Below are 17,130 nucleotides of genomic sequence, written 5' to 3'. Positions count from 1 at the left end.
TCCGGTCTCACTGCTTTGGGGTGCCGTCGAAGCCAAGCCACTTCATCGAAAGCTTTTCGATTGTGCCGTCGGTGACGGCTTCGGCGATGGCTTTATTCAACATGCCGCGGAGCTGACTGTCTTCCTTGCGCAGGCCGATGCCCGTGCCCTTGCCAAACGGTCCGCCAGTCATGTTCGGCCCAAAAATGGCGAGATCCTTGCCTTCGGGCTTTTCAAGCAGTGGCTTGAGGCGAGCAAGTGTGGACAGGCTTGCGTCGATGCGGCCAGAGTTAAGATCGAGGACCATGTTGTCTGGTGTATCGTAACTTGCGAGTTCTACCTCGGGCAGAAACTCTTTCACGAAGGATTCGGCCGTCGTGCTCGATTGCACGCCGATTTTCTTTCCTTTGAAGGCAGCAGCCAGCTTGTCCAACTCCGCCCGTTCCTCTGGGCTTACCTCGTCGAGCGTCAGGCTGTCCAGGCTCCCTTTGAATTCCAGCAGTGAGCTGCCTTTTGGCGCGATGAAACGTACCGGGGTCTTAACATAGGGCTGTGTGAAAGAAATGACCTTTTCCCGCTCAGCGTTGATGTCCATGGCGGCAAGGATCGCATCGTAACGTCCGGCAACGAGAGACGGGATGATCCCATCCCAAGCCTGCTCGATCACCGGGCATTCAATCTTGATACGGCTGCACAAGTCCTTGCTCAGATCGATATCAAAACCCATCAGTTTGCCGCTGGCGTCCTTGTATTCGAAGGGCGCGTATGTCGCATCGGTTGCAAACGTGATGCTCTTGTAGTCCTTGGCCGCCGCCGCTCCGGCGAGAATCACGGCGCCAGAGAGCATCGCGAGCAAGGTATTCAATTTGAAGATTGTCATGTGTCACCTCTGTCAGTTCGTCGTTTTGTTAGATGTTTTCGGTCGCGATGGCGCCGCTCACAACACGCTTGCGAGGAATTCTCGACATCGCGGAGAAGATGGGTTTCGGAATACCTGATCTGGTGTGCCCTGCTCTTCGATCCTCCCTTTTTCGAGAAAGATGACCTTGCTTGAAATGTCGCGGGCGAAACCCATTTCGTGAGTGACCACAATCATAGTGCGGCCTTCTTCCGCGAGATGCCGGACTACCTTCAAGACTTCGCCCACCAGCTCTGGATCGAGCGCAGATGTTGGCTCGTCGAACAGAAGAGCCGCAGGCTGCATCGCGAGCGCACGGGCAATGCTCACACGTTGCTGCTGTCCGCCGGACAGTTCGGAGGGATAGCTCGCATGTTTTTCAGCAACTCCGACCTTCCTCAGAAAATCCATCGCTCTGTCACGCACTTCCTTCTTCGGCTGCTTGAGTACGTGTACCGGCCCTTCCATGACATTCTGTAGAACCGTCATGTGCGACCACAGATTGAAGCTTTGGAACACCATGCCAAGCTGCATTCGCATCCGGTCGATCTTCTTGTGATCGAGTCCGACCAAACGACCCTGTTGGTCGGTTTGCACTCTGATTTCGTCATGGCCGACAGCGATCCGACCTTTACTCGGCGTTTCGAGGAAGTTCATGCAGCGGAGGAAGGTACTCTTGCCGGATCCTGAACTGCCGATGATCGAAAGCACGTCGCCTCGGCTGGCCTCAATGGATATTCCCTTCAGCACCTCGAGAGTGCCGAAGTTCTTGTAAATGTCCTCAGCAACCAGGGTCGGCCGATCGTTACTGTTCACACCGATATTGGGCATCGCCGTGCCTTTCGTGGTGTAAGCGTCCTGTGAAACAGCTGCGAGAACCAGGCCTGACGACTTCATGATTGTTTCCTCGCACTTTCAGCCGCCGCCCTCCCGACTACTACTTCATGCTCTTGTGCATGCTTCATCAAGCCTTCTTTTCCTCCAATGATATGAGCTTTCATCAGAGCTGATGCTGCTTCGGCATTTCGTTCTTGAATGGCTGCTAAGATGCGCCTCTCTTCGGTGTTGCCTGACTCACCAAGATGGAGGCGCGAAAACTTGCTGCGGAACAGGACAAGCCGACCCCAAACGCTCTTCAGCAAGTCGACCAGGCTCTGACTGCCGGACATGGCCGCAACGAGCCGATGAAAGTTGACGGCTTGATCAAATATCGCGGGTTCTTCCCCACGCTCGATTGCGCGGTCCATATTTCTGAGGCACTGCGTCAGCAATTTTAGACCCTCGTCAGTGCGGTTTTTCGCAGCAAGCTCTGCAGCAAGCGCTTCCAAGGAAGCGCGGATGTCGTAAAGCTCCCAGGCCTCTTCCTGCGGCATGTCACGGACGAACGGGCCCTTGTTCTTGGTGATTTCGATCAACCCGTCCTTCTCTAGTTGCCGGAGAGCCTCTCGGACAGAGGGCCTGCTCACGCCGAGCGAGGCGGCCAGTCGGTTCTCGTTCATATGTTCTCCGGGAAGGAGCTCACCTAACAGGATCTTTTCGTGCACCTGCCGATAGACTAGTTCCGAAATGGAGACGTTCCGGAGCAGTTGCAGGCTGCTGTTGAGATTTCCCTGTTCCCGCTCGCCGCTTTGCATGACTCTCTCTGCCGCGTTGTCTATTGCCGATTGCCGGCAATCTGCAATAGACGGAGCAGCGTGTCAAGCGGCCAACAGATCGTCTCCTGAACCTGCAGAGCGAGGCCTTGCATCCCGCGACGCATATAGGTCCGGCCGACCGCCAACCAGATCCGCACCTAGCTCGGAACCGGGATCATGAAACGCCCAGCGCCTTCACCATCGCTGCCGCCAGTGTTGGCGGCGTGGTCAACGGAATCCGCAGCCGCACCTTGCCGGCGACCTCCAGCTCGATCACCACTGGTGGCGCCGCCGGCACCGAAGCGGCGACAGGCTCATCGGGAGCCACGACAACTTCGGCAAAGCCCGTCTCTCGGGCTCTCATCGTGCGGCGCCACTTGTAGATCAGGCTGGTCGCGACATCGTACTGACGGGCCACCGCCGCCACTGTGGCCCCGGGCGCGAATGCCGCCGCCAGTATCCGGCACTGATCCGCTTCACTCCAACGACGCCGCCGCTCCGGCCCGGTCAATAACGTCATATGGCTCATGCTGTGCTGCTAACTTCGCTCGTAAGGACGACCTTAAGAGCGCAGCCTCGCTACCGGGCCATCCTCTCGCAAGGCAGCCTTCGCCGGAGGGTATCGCTGGCTGAATCTTCCTGGATCTGTAATTGCAGTTCGGCAGCAATCGCAACAGGAGCGATTGCCTCGCGACCGACCGTCGTGTCAATGAATCGGCTGCGGTCCTCGCCTGCCGCGCGGACCGCAGCCTTGAGCGAAACGATCTGCCTTGAGCTTAGCCAGCAGTTCTTTGTGCTGTTGCCCAAAACGCGAAAGCAGCAGCGGCTCCGGGTTTAGATCTCGACAGTATCGATAAACCGATGCAGCGCATGTCCGCTCACGGAAAACCTCTTAACGGCAGCTGACCACATACCGTGACCTGCCCCTCCACACCGTGTTGAACACCACATCTGAACGAATGTAGGCTGTTGGGCAATGGGGGGCGCGCCCTTGGATGATTGATTTCAGCGCAAAACAGCACGGCTGCTTCCGAAGCTCGATGGCAGAACGCTGAACTTCAGCTATCCGGCTTTCGCGGACTATATGCACATGCTCTGCGAGTGTGCGGGCGCGAAGAGGATGAGTGCTCGATCCACCCGCTGAAAGAGTCCATCGGCAACAACGTCATTGTGGAAGGCAACTGGGTTATTGTCTACGATCGAATGTCATCGCTGGCCGCCCAATCAGTCGAGATCAAGCTCTTCATCATCATTCAGCGGCCCGCCCTTCAACAAGACACCCCCGAGCGGACTTCGTGGTCCGGGCTTCGACATTTGGAGCACGAACTGCCGTCGACAGTCCCTGCGGCCCTTCTTCGGCAGCAGCCGCCAATAACTCGCTGAATCTCGCCCTCGCCTCTTTGAGGGTCCAGATGCCACGCCATGTACGAACGCCACTTGCCCCGCCGCTCGCCAATGCACGCTCCAATTGACCGCGTTTACTATTCACCGGTGGTTCTGATTTAGGCCTTGTGCACATAAAGCAATTCTGGCCGCAAAGGAGCCCACCGGAATGTTTCTTCTCGACACAAATGTCCTGAGTGAATTCACAAAGAAGAGACCGAACCGGCATGTTCTCGCCTGGGCGGACTGGGCGACGCCGAGTCATCGGCTGGCAATTCCGTTCGGTGCGGTTTTTGAACTGTAACGGGGCATTGAATCGCTGCGGTTGAGAACCCCAGCCGCCCACGATCTCTCACGCTGGCTGAATGAAGTGCTCGAAACCGATATGGTGTTCCGCTATGAATGCCGCAGTCGCGCGGACGTACGCATTGATGACTACGGTCCCGAGCCTGCGGCATTTGTGGGTGCCGTCCCCGCAGAACCATCGGCGGTCCGAGCCACACCTTGCGATCGCGGCGAGTACAGAATCCCTGTCGTCTCGATGGATGTCCACGATTTCCTTCGCGTCCATGCTCATTTTGAATTACCCGGCCTTTCAATCCGAACGAGGAAACTTGGGAAGTTCCTATGAAACGAGACCTTGTGAAAGGACCATCGGGTAGAATCGACGTCAGGTCTTTGGCGACTCCGAGCCAGCATCTGAGGTGTTACGCCTGACGCTACCTCGATCGTCCAAACGTTCGCGGAGATGAACGCTCTTCTATCCGCGGGCGCTTCCGGCCGGACACGCGAGCATTGTTCGAATCCCGCTCGCCAATCTCGCCAGATCGTACTCGATATCCCGTCCAGCACGCGACCGCATCGCCGACAGTAAATGAAACGCTTGCTTCGCGGGAAGCGTCATCGCCACGGCAGCAGCGACGGCTCGATGGTCGCCTTCATGGGAATGGGCCTGTTTCCTGCCCCCTGGGACTGTTCGCAATCACGTTCGCTATCAAGCGTAACATCCCGCAGGCACCCTGGACCAAATAGCTCGGGCGAGCGGGCTTCAGATCCTGCACCGCCATGATGACAGCGCCCGCCGAAGCGAGCATCGCGAGCAATCGGACAGCAGGTACAGCATTCAACTCTCGAAGGCCCGTCGACATTCGACAAGTAACCTAGGAGGCGGCGCGAGCGCTGGCGCTGTACGACCGACGAAGCGGCTCTCAATCCGGGGCGAAGCCGTTCTTGATCCGTGTGAGGCGCCTTTCGCCTTCCTCCGGGCCGAAGCAGCTTTCGAAATCATTGCATTCCCGGCAACTGGGCGCGCTGCACAGCGAAAAACCTTCGGCCTCGCAGAGCTTGCGGTAAAAGTATTTCTTCCATTTCATGTTTTGGGTGTTGCCGGCCGCCAGCGTCGGAAAATGCGAGGCGAGCAGGCGGCCGAGCTCGGTCCGATTAAAAAGGCCAAGCTCCTGCCAGAGGTGGTCATTGCGCATGGCACGCCGGGCGATGATCCTGGCGAAGCGGGCGCTCGTCGGGTCGCCAGGACGGGCATGCGCCAGCAGCAGTCCATGCAGCAGTTCTTCCTCCAGATCCGGCTCGGGCTCGCTCACCTCTTTCAAGGCAAACGCGTTGATAGGAATAGCAGGAAAACAGCGGGACAGGACATCGCGCAGCTCGGCGCGCGAAAGTCCGGTTGCCTCCGTCACAGTCGCCTCGCCGGCCTCGATCTCCTCGAGCGCACGTGAAAGCACACAGGCAAGCACATGCTGGTCCAGCTCGATCTGCGGCGATTGGCCGGTGCTGAGCCGGGCATAATGTTGAGCAAATATGGTGCGTTCTCCTGCTCTCGTCCTATCAAATCATGCAGAGACCCGGCCTGCCGCAACATGGGTCGGGCAGTTCTTCGGTATGGCACTCCGGGTCGCCTCGTGTCGAGTAGTTCGGCAATTCTCGTCTGGTCCATCGGCTCTGACGCAAATTCTGTGATTGGAAGAGGTGTTCGCGAACCCCTGCCCTGCCCATTTGCGCCTCACGGGGAACACTGGCGCCGGAAATGCCCCCGCAGAGTTGGACGTGGACCGTGCAGGACAAACGGCGCGTGCTGAGTGCGGCCACATGGTCGGCCCCATTCAAGCCGCCAGACTCACGGTTGAATGACGTCTGATTCAGAGCGTCAGCGAGTGAGTTCCAGCGCACGTTCAGGACAGGATCGCGCGCCTCGCGATGCAGGCAGTTCCTCCCCTTCCGCAACTTCAATGTCACCAGGCAGGATGTAGCCCTCCTCATCAAGCTTGAAGATGTCCGGCGCTTGCGCCGCGCATCGCGCGTGACCCTGGCATTTGGCCTTTTGGACGATGATGCGCATGGCGCTGCCTCCATTGTCGGTGCCCCGGCTCGGGGCGGGCCTAAGACCAGTCCAGGATCAAATTCTCGATCCCGAACACATGGCCGCCAGAGGTTATCGGTGCCGTACCCTGCTTGATGCTGAAAGCTGGGATGCGCGCCAGCCACTCCTCCAGGCCAATGACAATCTCCCGCCGGGCAAGGTGTGAGCCAAGGCAACGGTGGGGACCATAGCCAAAGGCGGCGTGGCGGTTGTCCTCCCGCTCCAAATCGATCGTGTTGGGACATGCGAATTCCGCCGGGTCACGATTGGCAATCATCGTGGCGCAGGAAACATAGTCCCCCTTCCGGATCGGCGCGCCTTCGAAGTCGATATCTTTCGTGGCCACGCGGATCAACTGAATGGGCGGATAGGCCCGCAGCAATTCTTCGGTTGCGAGCGGGATGCGGTCCGGTTCGCTCCGCAGCAATTGCTGATCTTTGAGGTTGCGTGCGAGGTACGCCAAGTCAAAGCCTATAGATGCTGCGACCGTGTCGAGCCCAGCGACGAAGACAAGCACGCCGATGCCGCGGACTTGGGTGTCCGTCAGCCGGCGGCCCTCGACCTGTGCCTGCACGATAAAGGTCATGAAATCGTCAACCGCCTCATCGCGGCGCATGGCTGCAAGTTCGTCGATGAATGCCAGGATCGTCCGGGCAGCCACAGGTCGTTCCTTATCGTCGCCGTGGAGCAGATCTTTCCCCCAGCCGACGAATGTATCGAGTCGGTCATCAGGCAACCCCAGAAAGCGAAGAAAGGTGCTCACCGCGAAAGGAAAGGCAAAATCCTTCATCACGTCGCAGCTTGTGCCCGACGCGGCGATCCTTTCGATCAGCTCGACCGCCCGTTCGCGGACAGCCGGTTCCAAAGCCAACACCCGCTTTGGCGAAAGCAGCGGATTGAGCAGTGAGCGAAAGACGCTATGGGCCGGTGGATCAAGCTCAAGCGGGATCGTCGGCCAGTTTTCACCCAGTATGGAGGAGAAGATGCTGCGATGGCTGGAAAAAGTCTCTGCGTCCTGCAGCACCTTCCGCTGGTCCGCGGCACGGGTGATGACCCAGGTACCCCGGCCATCTTGCGTGTTGTAGCGGGAGTAAAAGATCGGAGGCCCGTCATGTACGCAAGCGACAGCTGCGTGTGGATCCCCGTTGGGCGTTGGTGGCATCCCTGGCGATGTAAACAGGCTGAAATCCCTCACCATTTCGGGCGGGACATGATCTGGAACGGGGTTAGTCGCCATTTTGTTTTCTCTACATTGGCGTTCATGGCTCGATTGAGATTGCACCGCTGTTCATAAAGTCGATTCCAGCATGGGCACGTCTCTTGTCGGGCGCCTTCTAGATTCTGTCGCCTGATACAGCCCACCTGCACCAGCGCGGATGAGATGGGTTGCGAAGTCGATCAGAAGGGGCATCTCCGCCGCGCTCCGGTCATGAAGCAAAGCCGCCGCTTATCCCCGTTAGGGTTGAGAGACTGGTCAATCACCTCTGCCCTGCTGATCAAATTGTCGAAGCAAGTCGCGTGCCGGATAGGGGTACCCATGGCGCTGCACCAAGCAATGCCAGCCTGCGCTGGGCCCGCCGCTGATGATCACCTGTCCATCATTCTTATGACAACGTCCGACAACCGACATCCGTGGTCGGTTTTGTCGAGCCCGCGACATCGGGCTGTTCGGCTTGGCTGTTGCTGCACAGCCTGCCGGTCGACGAGCGAGTAGATCGCTCGCACGGCCCGGATTGAGCAACGACGCGATCCAGCGCAAGGATCGGGTGCGGTCCGAGAAGACCCGACGGCGGTTGCGCGAGATGATCGGAAATATCAAAAAGGTCAAGCCGCGCTTCGGTTCGGCGCTGATGGCGTATGCGTTTTATCGCAGGCGCTGCAAGGCTTTTAGGTCAAGACGGCGATGCACTCGTGCGCACCGGTCCGGCCGGCGACCAGCTTGACTGTATAGATGCGGTCCATTCCGGCGTGCATCACCTGACCATGCGCATGCGCTACGACGGCAGTCCTTTCCGCTCATGGACCTAAATTTGCTCGCGAGCCGCTGTCGGAACGTGGTGCCGAGTCCTATGGCGGCCGGTTCAATCCGAGGACCTGTCGGCAGTCAACACACCCCTGGAGGTCGGACCGGGAACGCGTGGCAGACTCTCGGCTAGAAACCGCCAGTCGCTGCCCTCGCGTTCGCCTTCCTTGCGCGTGCCGAAGAACTGGATGATCATCTTGCCGTCCGCGCCATAGGCTTCAATGGACGTAACGTGACCATCCCTCGTCGGCTTGCGCACGGCCCAGACCTCGCGGATGTGATGGGTCCTAAGATGCAGATGGAAGGTCTCGTCGAGCACATTGATCCGCGGCCCGATCTGCTTGACCGACTTGATCGGGCCGGAATGGATCTGGATGCAACCACGATTGCCGACAAAGCACATGATCGGCATCTCGTCTTCGGCCGCCTGTTGGAACAGGGCGCCAACGGCATCATTGTCGAGCAGCCAGGCGTAATCTTCGTCGGCCATACGCATCGCCTGGCAGCGGCTGAGCTTCAGTGTCTTCAACATATGGTAGAACTGATGCACGTCGCTCCGCCGGCTCCATTGCTCGCGTAGGTCGTCGACCGTGGCGGCGTGGTCTGGACTCACCGTGTTATCGCGCGCCCCGCGCGCCTCGACCGATATGATCGGTTCCTGGTCCGAGGATTCGAGCTCTGCCACCAGATTCTGATAGGCATAGAGGTTTGAGGCGGGCCTGAGATGCACTTTGTGCATCGCCTCGCCGGTGGCATCAAAGAATTGCAGGCTGCGGCGGATCTCGGCTCCTTCGCGCTTCTCGACGGCGAAGCCATACGCCCACGCTTTCCGGAAGATGCGCAGGTCGATGTCGTCGCCGAGCACCATGGCATGCTGGTTGCCGGTGACCACTTTGTCGTAGACGCCGATCTTTTCGTGCACGGCACTTTCGTTGCGGGTGAGCGCCATCACCTCGCCGACCGCTTCGAGGCCGGTCAGCAGATCATCGACGCGCGGCTCGATGCGCACCGAGCCGTGACCACAATGCGCCGCGACCAGTTCCGCTTCCGAAATGCCCAATCGAGCGGCGAGATCATGCTCCCGGATTTTCGGATTGTCTTTGCACGCCCGCCGGATTTCGTCGGACGACGGTTTCTCGCGTTGGTCCATGCTTACCCCTGTTTCTACGACGTGTGAGGATCATCTGCCCTGCCCGGGAATCTTCAGCCGATAAGGCGCGCCGAAATGCTCGATCCTGATCTGCTGCGGGCCCATGAACAAGGTGTCGCTGGACAGCGTGCGCACGGCGTCGCACCCGTGCGAAAACCGGCGAGCAGGCACATGCCAATGGCATCCCATCGAGCCGGTCGACGGTGAGCGAGTGTGGGTGTTGTCGCAATCGGCCAAGCGGGCATTCGGATGCCACGGGCGGCGCTGCTTTGCCAAACAACGCGTGTCTGACCCGGTCCTGACATGTTGCTCCCTGCTTCGCCCCATCCATCGCGCGGGCACCCACGGCATGGTTGTGGATCGGCATGCTCTTGCCGTCTCGCCAAACGGAGCCTCAAAAACCGTGCCAATTGCGCCGAAGCAAGCTCAGAAGAAGTTCTGTATTTGGTGATGTGAGTTCAACCAAGAATCAGGCCCAACATCCCTCGTGGTAGACCCGACAAACCCGACAGTACGTGTCGGTTGGCCGACAGCTTCGCAGCAATGCACTCACAAGAAGCACGGCAGTGTCAGAGATGCCGCGGCTGTGTTGAAACGTTTTTTTCGCTTTGGCACGGTGCATGCGACGTGATGCGCAAGCAGGTCCCGGACTGAGGAGAATGGAGCCATGATTACGCTCACCGACAACGCTGTTGCTGCCTTCAAGACTGCTCTTTCCCGCGCCAGCGAGCCGGCGGAAGGTTTTCGCATCATGGTCGAGGCCGGCGGCTGCGCCGGCTTCAAATACTTAATGGGCCTGGAGAGCGTGTCGCGCGAGGGCGACGCGATCACTGGCACAAATGGGATCAAGCTGTTCGTGGACGCGGGTTCCCAACCCCATGTCGCCGGCATGACCGTTGACTTCCTCACCGGGCTCGAATCTTCCGGCTTTGTCTTCGATAACCCCAATGCGCGCGAGAAGTGCGGCTGCGGCAAGTCCTTCAGTTAAACGCCCGAAGCGCCTATGCGGCCGTCGGACTCATTTTGCGGCAGAGGAGACTTATATGGCCGGCACGACAGATGTCCCCGTCCTAAAGACCAAGGAAAACGGATCTCGGGACCGCTATTCGCTTCCGGTAGGGTGCAAAGAACGCCGCCTCCCGAAACAGCTCGGGTCCTGGTGTCACCCGAGCTGCTTGCGGACAGATCGCGCTGCTGTGCCAAATTCGGCTCATCGATAACGTTATCGCGTTCGGGCGTCCTTACGGCTGACGGCGGCCACTGCGAACATGTCCATCTCGACGGAGATCCGGTCTGCGTCAAACACTCCGGGCGTCTGCGCGGGCTGCCAGTTCAGGCCCATTATCATCAACGGCATGCGCCAGAGGCTCAACGAGTCAGTCCGCGCGCGTCATTCTGGTCAACTGAGGATCGCACCTATGAAGCCTGTCTACCTCGACAACAACGCAACCACACGGGTCGATCCTGCGGTCCTGCAAGCGATGTTGCCGCTCTTTAGGGGTCAATTCGCCAACCCTTCGTCGGCGCACGCTCTTGGCGCCTCAGTCAGTGCGGCGGTGAGAAAGGCGCGGAGGCAGTTGCAAGCGCTGATCGGCGCGGAGTTCGACGATGAGATCACCTTCACCTCGGGTGGGACAGAAAGCGACAATGCAGCGCTTCTTTCAGCGCTCGAGGCGGCGCCCAACCGAACTGAGATCGTTACGTCCGCGGTCGAGCATCCCGCCGTGCTGACGCTTTGCGCGCATCTTGAGAAGACCCGCCGCGTCAAGGTGCACAGGATCCCGGTGGACTGCCGTGGTCGGCTCGACCTCGACGCCTATATGGCCGCCCTCACCCCACAGGTGGCAATCGTATCAATAATGTGGGCGAACAACGAGACTGGTGTGATCTTCCCCGTGGCCAGGCTTGCCGAGTTGGCCAAGGAAGTCGGCGCCCTATTCCATACCGATGCTGTGCAGGCGGTCGGCAAGCTTCCGATGGACCTGAAGTCGACCGCAATCGACATGCTGTCGCTCTCCGGCCACAAGCTGCACGGGCCGAAAGGGATCGGTGCGCTTTTCGTAAAACGCGGCGTCAACTTCCATTCGCTGATCAAGGGGGGTCACCAAGAACACAACCGGCGTGCTGGCACCGAGAATACGCCCGGCATAGCCGGGCTCGGCACGGCGGCCGAACTCGCCTTGAAATTCATGGACGACGAGACCACACGGGTAAAGTCGCTCCGCGATCGTCTGGAGGGCGGGATCCTCCAGCGCATCCCAGGCACCTGTGTCACTGGTGATCCCCTGCAACGGTTGCCCAACACCGCAAACATCTCCTTCGAACATGTCGACAGTGATGGAATTCCACTTCTCCTCAGCCGCATTGGCATCGCGTGTTCCTCTGGCTCGGCCTGCACCTCCGGCTCTCTGGAACCAAGCCATGTCCTAAGCGCGATGAAAACGCCGCACGCGGCAGTCCGCTTCTCCTTGGCGCGGGACAACAGCGAAGAGGATATCGACCGGGTGCTCGAGGTCATGCCGGCAATCGTGGGGAAGCTGCGCAGCTTTTTCGGTTCTGGGCCGGGTAATCCGGTCTATGCGTGAGCGGCAGAAGAACAGGCTACCGGTCATGACCCGTCATGTCTCTCTCAACGATACGACGTTGCGCGATGGCGAGCAGGCGCCGGGCGTCGCCTTTACCACGACGGAAAAGCTTGAGATCGCTGAGTCTCTTGCGGCGGCCGGCGTGACAGAGATCGAGATCGGCACGCCGGTCATGGGGGTCGACGAGATCGAAACAATTCGCGCCGTGGTCGCGCGGCGCCTTCCGGTTCGGCTCATGGCCTGGTGCCGGATGACGTCGTTGGATCTCGATGCAGCGATCGAGAGCGGGGTCCAAGCGGTCAATTTGTCGCTGCCTGCGTCGGACATCCAACTTGCCGCCAAGCTCGGCCTGGACAAGGCGGGAGCGCTCCAGGTCATCGATGATATGGTCAGGCGCGCCGCCGCCGCCGGCTTCTTCGTCGCGGTGGGGTGCGAGGATGCCTCGCGGGCCAATCGGGATCATCTCGCCCGCGTCATCGAGACGGCCGCACGCGCCGGCGCAAGCCGCGTCAGGCTAGCCGACACAGTCGGTGTTCTCGACCCGTTTTCGACCTTTGAACTTGTCGCCCAGCTCGTGGCGCAGTCTCCAATCGACCTTGAATTTCATGCGCACAACGATCTCGGACTTGCTGGCGCCAACACGCTAGCCGCGATCCGCGCAGGCGCGCGCCATGCCTCCGTCACCGTCCTGGGGCTCGGCGAGCGTGCGGGCAATGCCGCGCTGGAAGAGGTGGCCGCCGCGATGGCGGTCTTCGGCGGCGCAGATACCGGCATCGAGCTGACCGCATTGCCCAGCCTCGCCGCCCAGGTGGCTTGGGCCGCCCGCCGGCGGACCGCGGCCACTAAGCCGGTCGTCGGCGCCGATGTTTTCACCCACGAATCCGGCATTCACGTCGCAGGGCTGCTGAAGGACTCGCGTACTTATCAGGGGCTTGATCCGGCTCTCGTGGGCCGTTGCCGGCGGATCGTCATCAGCAAGCATTCCGGCGCCTCTGCGATTGCTCATGTGCTGAGCGAAAGCGGTCGCGATCTCGACCCGGATCTGGCAGCCGCGATGGTGGCCCGCGTCCGGCGCGAGGCGGCCGAGACCAAATCGACGCTCACTGCAACTCAACTGGTCGAGCTCTACGATAAAATGTGCAGCGAGGCGTCCCTCTTCGAGCTGTGCGGGTCCAGGTCAGCCGTGCGCGCGCGCGCAAAGGCCACAGTTTTGCGACCAGGGAGAATGCAATGAGTTGTTCCGCTGACAGCCGCCCCATCGATGTCACAGACATCCTCGCACGACTGAAGCGCCTGTCGGCCGCGGAGGAGTTCTTCTCAGTCCTTGGCGTCTCCTATGACCCCAAGGTGCTGAATGTCTCGCGGCTCCATATAATGAAGCGCGTGGGCCAATACCTTGCCGAAGAAGATTTCTCCGGTCTGCCCGACCAGGTGATTGCCGCGAGGGTGCGCGCGACGCTCGAACGCGCTTACGAGGACTTTGCGATTTCCTCGCCGCTCACGCATCGGGTCTTCAAGGTGCTCAAAGACCACGATCCGAACAAACCTGCCGCGCCGGGTCACACCTTTGTCCCGTTCGACTCGGTACTGAAGCGGTTCGGACGGGAATGAGCGGCGACAAGGGTTGCGACGCGACAATGTCGAGCAGCCGACAAATCCGGTCATCACCACAGCGCCGTCAGAAGCAACCAGCCGAAGTTGTAGGAAGGGGCAGCGCAAGAGACTTGGCACGAATTATGCGGATCAAGGAGATAACCGCAATGCCCGCACCCGGACAGGAGCCTAGAGAAACCGCCAATGCACATCGTAATCTGCATCAAGCAGGTGCCGGACTCGGCACAGATAAGGGTCCATCCGGTGACGAACACAATCATGCGCCAGGGTGTTCCGACCATCATCAACCCTTACGACCTGTTCGCCCTCGAAGAAGCGCTCAGACTGCGCGATGCCTATGGCGGCGAAGTCACTGTGCTCACCATGGGTCCGCCCATGGCAGAGGACGCGCTGCGCAAGGCGCTCGGCTACGGCGCCGACCGAGCGGTGCTCTTGACCGACCGCTATTTTGCCGGCTCCGACACGCTGGCGACCTCGTTCGCCCTTTCCCAGGCAATCGCGAAGGTCGGCGAGACGTTCGGCACGCCAGACCTCGTCTTCACCGGCAAGCAGACGATCGATGGCGACACCGCCCAGGTCGGGCCCGGCATCGCCAAGCGTCTCGGACTCCTGCAACTGACCTATGTCGCGAAGATCCCCTCTATTGACCTTGCTGCAGGCGAGATCAAGGTCGAGCGCCGCTCCGAAGGCGGCACACAGATGCTGAAGAGCAGGCTGCCTTGCCTCATCACCATGCTGGAAGGCACAAACGAGATCCGCCGGGGCTCTATCCACGACGCCTTGTGCGCCGCGCGCAACCAGGTCTTGAAATGGAGTGCGGCCGACGCCGGCATCGAGGATCTCACCAAATGCGGCCTGCGCGGCTCACCGACGGTCGTCAAGCGTGTTTTCGCCCCTCCTGCTCGAGCTGAAAGGGCGGCACTAATCGACACCGCCGAGAAGGCCTTGCGCGATGTCGCTGACGAACTCATCACCGCAATCTTCACCCGCCAGCCGGCGCTGGAACATGAGCTCGCCTTTAACGGCGGCGCGTGACGGCAAGGAGCAAAACGATGTCGACCGCGAACCGAGAAACCCCTCGCCCTGCCGCCGGCCGCGCCGGCATAAAGAAGGAGCTGCCCGCCCATTTCAAGGACTACCGCCACGTCTGGGTCTTCATCGAGCTCGAACGCGGCCAGGTCCATCCCGTATCATTCGAGCTGCTCGGCGAAGGCCGCAAATTAGCAGACAAGCTTCAGGTCCAGCTTGCAGGCGTCGTGCTCGGACCGCCGGGAGAGGCCGTCGGGAACGCCGTTGCCGAAGCATTCGCCTATGGTGCTGACCTTGTCTACATCGCCGAGGCGCCCCTGCTCGCCGACTATCGGAACGAGCCTTTCACCAAGGCAATGACGGATCTGGTCGATACCCACAAACCCGAAATCCTTCTTCTCGGTGCCACCACACTCGGCAGGGATCTTGCCGGCTCCGTGGCGACGACCTTGCAGACAGGGCTCACGGCCGACTGCACCGAACTCGATGTGGATACCGACAGTTCGCTCGCCGCCACGCGTCCGACTTTCGGCGGTTCCTTGTTGTGCACGATCTATACGCTCAATTTCCGCCCTCAGATGGCGACAGTGCGGCCAAGGGTCATGCCCATGCCGCAGCGGACGGATAAACCGGTCGGGCGTGTCATCCGGCACAAGCTCTCGCTTGCCGAGGACGAGATCGCTACCAAAGTCCTCGGCTTCCTGCCGGACAATCAGTCGGCAAAGGCAAACCTTGCCTATGCCGACGTCGTGGTTGCGGGAGGCCTTGGTCTTGGCGCGGCGGAGAACCTGCAGCTTGTGAAGAACCTCGCGCGAGCAATCGGCGCCGAGCATGGCTGTTCGCGCCCGTTGGTCCAGAAGAGCTGGATGCCAGCTGATCGGCAGATCGGCCAGACTGGCAAGACCATCCGGCCGAAGCTTTACATAGCGGCCGGGATTTCCGGCGCCGTCCAGCATCGGGTTGGCGTCGAGGGGGCGGATCTCATCGTGGCCATCAACACCGACCCGAACGCGCCGATTTTCGATTTCGCTCACCTCGGAATCGTCACCGACGCGATCCGCTTCCTGCCCGCACTGACGGAAGCCTTCACCCGGCGGCTGTCGCCCCACAGTCGCGATAAGCTTGCGAGCTAAGGGACGGACATGATCGAGGAAAACTTCGACGCCATTGTTGTTGGGGCAGGCATGTCCGGAAACGCAGCTGCTTACACCATGGCCAGCCATGGCCTAAAGGTGCTGCAGTTGGAGCGCGGTGAATATCCGGGCTCCAAGAATGTCCAAGGTGCCATCATGTACGCGAACATGCTGGAGAAGATCATCCCGGATTTCAGGGACGATGCGCCTCTCGAGCGGCATTTGGTTGAACAGCGGCTTTGGGTGATGGACGACACATCCCATACCGGGATTCACTATCGGTCGGACGACTTCAATGAGGCCAAGCCCAACCGATACACAATCATCCGTGCCCAGTTCGACAAATGGTTTTCGCGTAAGGTGCGCGAGGCCGGCGCGACGGTTCTGTGCGAGACGACCGTGACGGAGCTCATCCGTGACGCCAAGGACAGGGTGGTCGGCGTCCGCACAGATCGGGCCGGCGGAGCCATCTACGCGGACGTGGTCGTTCTCGCAGAAGGTGTCTGCGGACTGCTTGGCACGCGAGCCGGCCTGCGCCAGATGCCGAAGCCACAAGCCGTGGCGCTCGCCGTTAAGGAAATGCATTTCCTGCCCGAAGAGGTCATTGAGCAGCGGTTCGGCGTCAAGGGCGATGAAGGCTGCGTGATCGAGGCGGTGGGCACGACCTCCCGCAGCATGGCCGGGCTCGGCTTCCTCTACACCAACAAGGAGTCGATCTCACTGGGCATTGGCTGCCTCGTCTCCGATTTTGCCGCGATGGTCGAGAGCCCCTACGTTCTCCTTGACGCCTTAAAGAGCCATCCTTCTATCCGGCCGCTGATCGCCGGCTCGGAAGTGAAAGAATATTCCGCACACCTCATTCCCGAAGGCGGCTACAAGGCTATTCCGCAGCTGTTTGGCGATGGTTGGGTCGTGGTCGGCGATGCCGCGCAACTGAACAACGCCATTCACCGCGAGGGTTCGAACCTCGCCATGACCTCCGGCCGCATCGCGGCTGAGGCAATCATCGAGGTCAACAGCCGCAACGCTCCTATGACCAAACGAAATCTCGCTCTTTACAAAGCCATGCTGGACAAGTCCTTCGTGGTCAAGGACCTAAAGAAATACAAAGATATGCCGGCCTTGCTCCACACCAATTCCTGCAATTACTTCACAACTTATCCGCGGTTGATGTCGCAAGCCGCGCAGAACTTCATGCGTGTCGACGGCACGCCGAAGATCGAGAAGGAAAAGGCGACCACGGCGGCCTTCATCAAGGCGCGCTCGCGTTGGGGGCTGGTCAGCGACGCGGTCCGCCTTGCATTGGCGTGGCGCTGAAGGGAGACGAA

17 protein-coding genes are annotated in these 17,130 nt (G+C 60.1%); 8 read left to right on the top strand and 9 right to left on the bottom strand.

Features of this window, described 5'->3' with window-relative positions:
* Positions 1 to 7: 7 nt before the first annotated feature.
* From NKH97_RS21985 to tnpA, 4 genes are all read right to left on the bottom strand, one after another.
* Positions 8 to 859, bottom strand: coding sequence for a lysine/arginine/ornithine ABC transporter substrate-binding protein (locus NKH97_RS21985; protein WP_352798765.1), 852 nt, complete (start codon positions 857 to 859; stop codon positions 8 to 10).
* A gap of 57 nt (positions 860 to 916) precedes the next feature.
* Positions 917 to 1,708: an ABC transporter ATP-binding protein gene (locus NKH97_RS21980; protein ID WP_352798806.1), complete on the bottom strand. Its 792-nt coding sequence runs from the start codon at positions 1,706 to 1,708 to the stop codon at positions 917 to 919.
* 62 nt (positions 1,709 to 1,770) lie between these two features.
* Positions 1,771 to 2,511 (bottom strand): GntR family transcriptional regulator, encoded by a 741-nt coding sequence (locus NKH97_RS21975; RefSeq protein WP_352798764.1) that lies wholly within the window; start codon positions 2,509 to 2,511, stop codon positions 1,771 to 1,773.
* 175 nt (positions 2,512 to 2,686) lie between these two features.
* Entirely contained in the window at positions 2,687 to 3,040 is a 354-nt protein-coding gene (gene tnpA, locus NKH97_RS21970; RefSeq protein ID WP_352798763.1) for an IS66-like element accessory protein TnpA, read from the bottom strand.
* 1,023 nt (positions 3,041 to 4,063) lie between these two features.
* Between tnpA and NKH97_RS21965 the strand changes: the two genes are divergently transcribed.
* Positions 4,064 to 4,198 (top strand): PIN domain-containing protein, encoded by a 135-nt coding sequence (locus NKH97_RS21965; protein WP_352798762.1) that lies wholly within the window; start codon positions 4,064 to 4,066, stop codon positions 4,196 to 4,198.
* Between the two features lie 904 nt (positions 4,199 to 5,102).
* Here NKH97_RS21965 and NKH97_RS21960 read toward each other — a convergent pair.
* The 5 genes from NKH97_RS21960 to hemP all read right to left on the bottom strand — a co-directional run bounded on the left by NKH97_RS21960 (position 5,103) and on the right by hemP (position 9,576).
* Positions 5,103 to 5,711: a nitrogen fixation protein NifQ gene (locus tag NKH97_RS21960; RefSeq protein WP_352798805.1), complete on the bottom strand. Its 609-nt coding sequence runs from the start codon at positions 5,709 to 5,711 to the stop codon at positions 5,103 to 5,105.
* A 344-nt stretch (positions 5,712 to 6,055) separates the two neighbouring features.
* Positions 6,056 to 6,247: a ferredoxin gene (locus tag NKH97_RS21955; RefSeq protein WP_352798761.1), complete on the bottom strand. Its 192-nt coding sequence runs from the start codon at positions 6,245 to 6,247 to the stop codon at positions 6,056 to 6,058.
* A 40-nt stretch (positions 6,248 to 6,287) separates the two neighbouring features.
* The gene (locus NKH97_RS21950; protein ID WP_352798760.1) at positions 6,288 to 7,505 is read right to left on the bottom strand and encodes a cytochrome P450; all 1,218 of its coding nucleotides are present in this window, start codon (positions 7,503 to 7,505) and stop codon (positions 6,288 to 6,290) included.
* A gap of 844 nt (positions 7,506 to 8,349) precedes the next feature.
* The gene (locus NKH97_RS21945) at positions 8,350 to 9,441 is read right to left on the bottom strand and encodes a hemin-degrading factor (protein ID WP_352798759.1); all 1,092 of its coding nucleotides are present in this window, start codon (positions 9,439 to 9,441) and stop codon (positions 8,350 to 8,352) included.
* Between the two features lie 30 nt (positions 9,442 to 9,471).
* Positions 9,472 to 9,576 carry a hemin uptake protein HemP gene (hemP, locus tag NKH97_RS21940; protein ID WP_352798758.1) on the bottom strand — a complete coding sequence of 35 codons (105 nt, stop codon included), beginning with the start codon at positions 9,574 to 9,576 and terminating at the stop codon, positions 9,472 to 9,474.
* Positions 9,577 to 10,108: 532 nt separating this feature from the next.
* Between hemP and NKH97_RS21935 the strand changes: the two genes are divergently transcribed.
* The 7 genes from NKH97_RS21935 to NKH97_RS21905 all read left to right on the top strand — a co-directional run bounded on the left by NKH97_RS21935 (position 10,109) and on the right by NKH97_RS21905 (position 17,119).
* The gene (locus NKH97_RS21935; protein ID WP_023766895.1) at positions 10,109 to 10,429 is read left to right on the top strand and encodes a HesB/IscA family protein; all 321 of its coding nucleotides are present in this window, start codon (positions 10,109 to 10,111) and stop codon (positions 10,427 to 10,429) included.
* 430 nt (positions 10,430 to 10,859) lie between these two features.
* Positions 10,860 to 12,026 (top strand): cysteine desulfurase NifS, encoded by a 1,167-nt coding sequence (gene nifS / locus NKH97_RS21930; protein ID WP_352798757.1) that lies wholly within the window; start codon positions 10,860 to 10,862, stop codon positions 12,024 to 12,026.
* 25 nt (positions 12,027 to 12,051) lie between these two features.
* Positions 12,052 to 13,260 (top strand): homocitrate synthase, encoded by a 1,209-nt coding sequence (gene nifV, locus NKH97_RS21925; protein WP_352798756.1) that lies wholly within the window; start codon positions 12,052 to 12,054, stop codon positions 13,258 to 13,260.
* Positions 13,257 to 13,637: a nitrogenase stabilizing/protective protein NifW gene (gene nifW / locus NKH97_RS21920; RefSeq protein WP_352798755.1), complete on the top strand. Its 381-nt coding sequence runs from the start codon at positions 13,257 to 13,259 to the stop codon at positions 13,635 to 13,637. The genes nifV and nifW overlap by 4 nt, the downstream gene beginning before the upstream one ends.
* Before the next feature lie 186 nt (positions 13,638 to 13,823).
* Positions 13,824 to 14,675, top strand: a complete 852-nt coding sequence (locus NKH97_RS21915; RefSeq protein ID WP_352798754.1) for an electron transfer flavoprotein subunit beta/FixA family protein — start codon at positions 13,824 to 13,826, stop codon at positions 14,673 to 14,675.
* 17 nt (positions 14,676 to 14,692) lie between these two features.
* Positions 14,693 to 15,802, top strand: coding sequence for an electron transfer flavoprotein subunit alpha/FixB family protein (locus tag NKH97_RS21910; RefSeq protein WP_023766900.1), 1,110 nt, complete (start codon positions 14,693 to 14,695; stop codon positions 15,800 to 15,802).
* A gap of 9 nt (positions 15,803 to 15,811) precedes the next feature.
* Positions 15,812 to 17,119, top strand: a complete 1,308-nt coding sequence (locus NKH97_RS21905; protein WP_352798753.1) for an FAD-binding protein — start codon at positions 15,812 to 15,814, stop codon at positions 17,117 to 17,119.
* The last annotated feature ends 11 nt before the right edge of the window (positions 17,120 to 17,130 follow it).

It is taken from the genome of Mesorhizobium sp. M0870, from assembly GCF_040319775.1.
In the GTDB taxonomy this organism is placed as follows: domain Bacteria; phylum Pseudomonadota; class Alphaproteobacteria; order Rhizobiales; family Rhizobiaceae; genus Mesorhizobium.
This window is presented reverse-complemented; position numbering and strand designations above follow the sequence as displayed.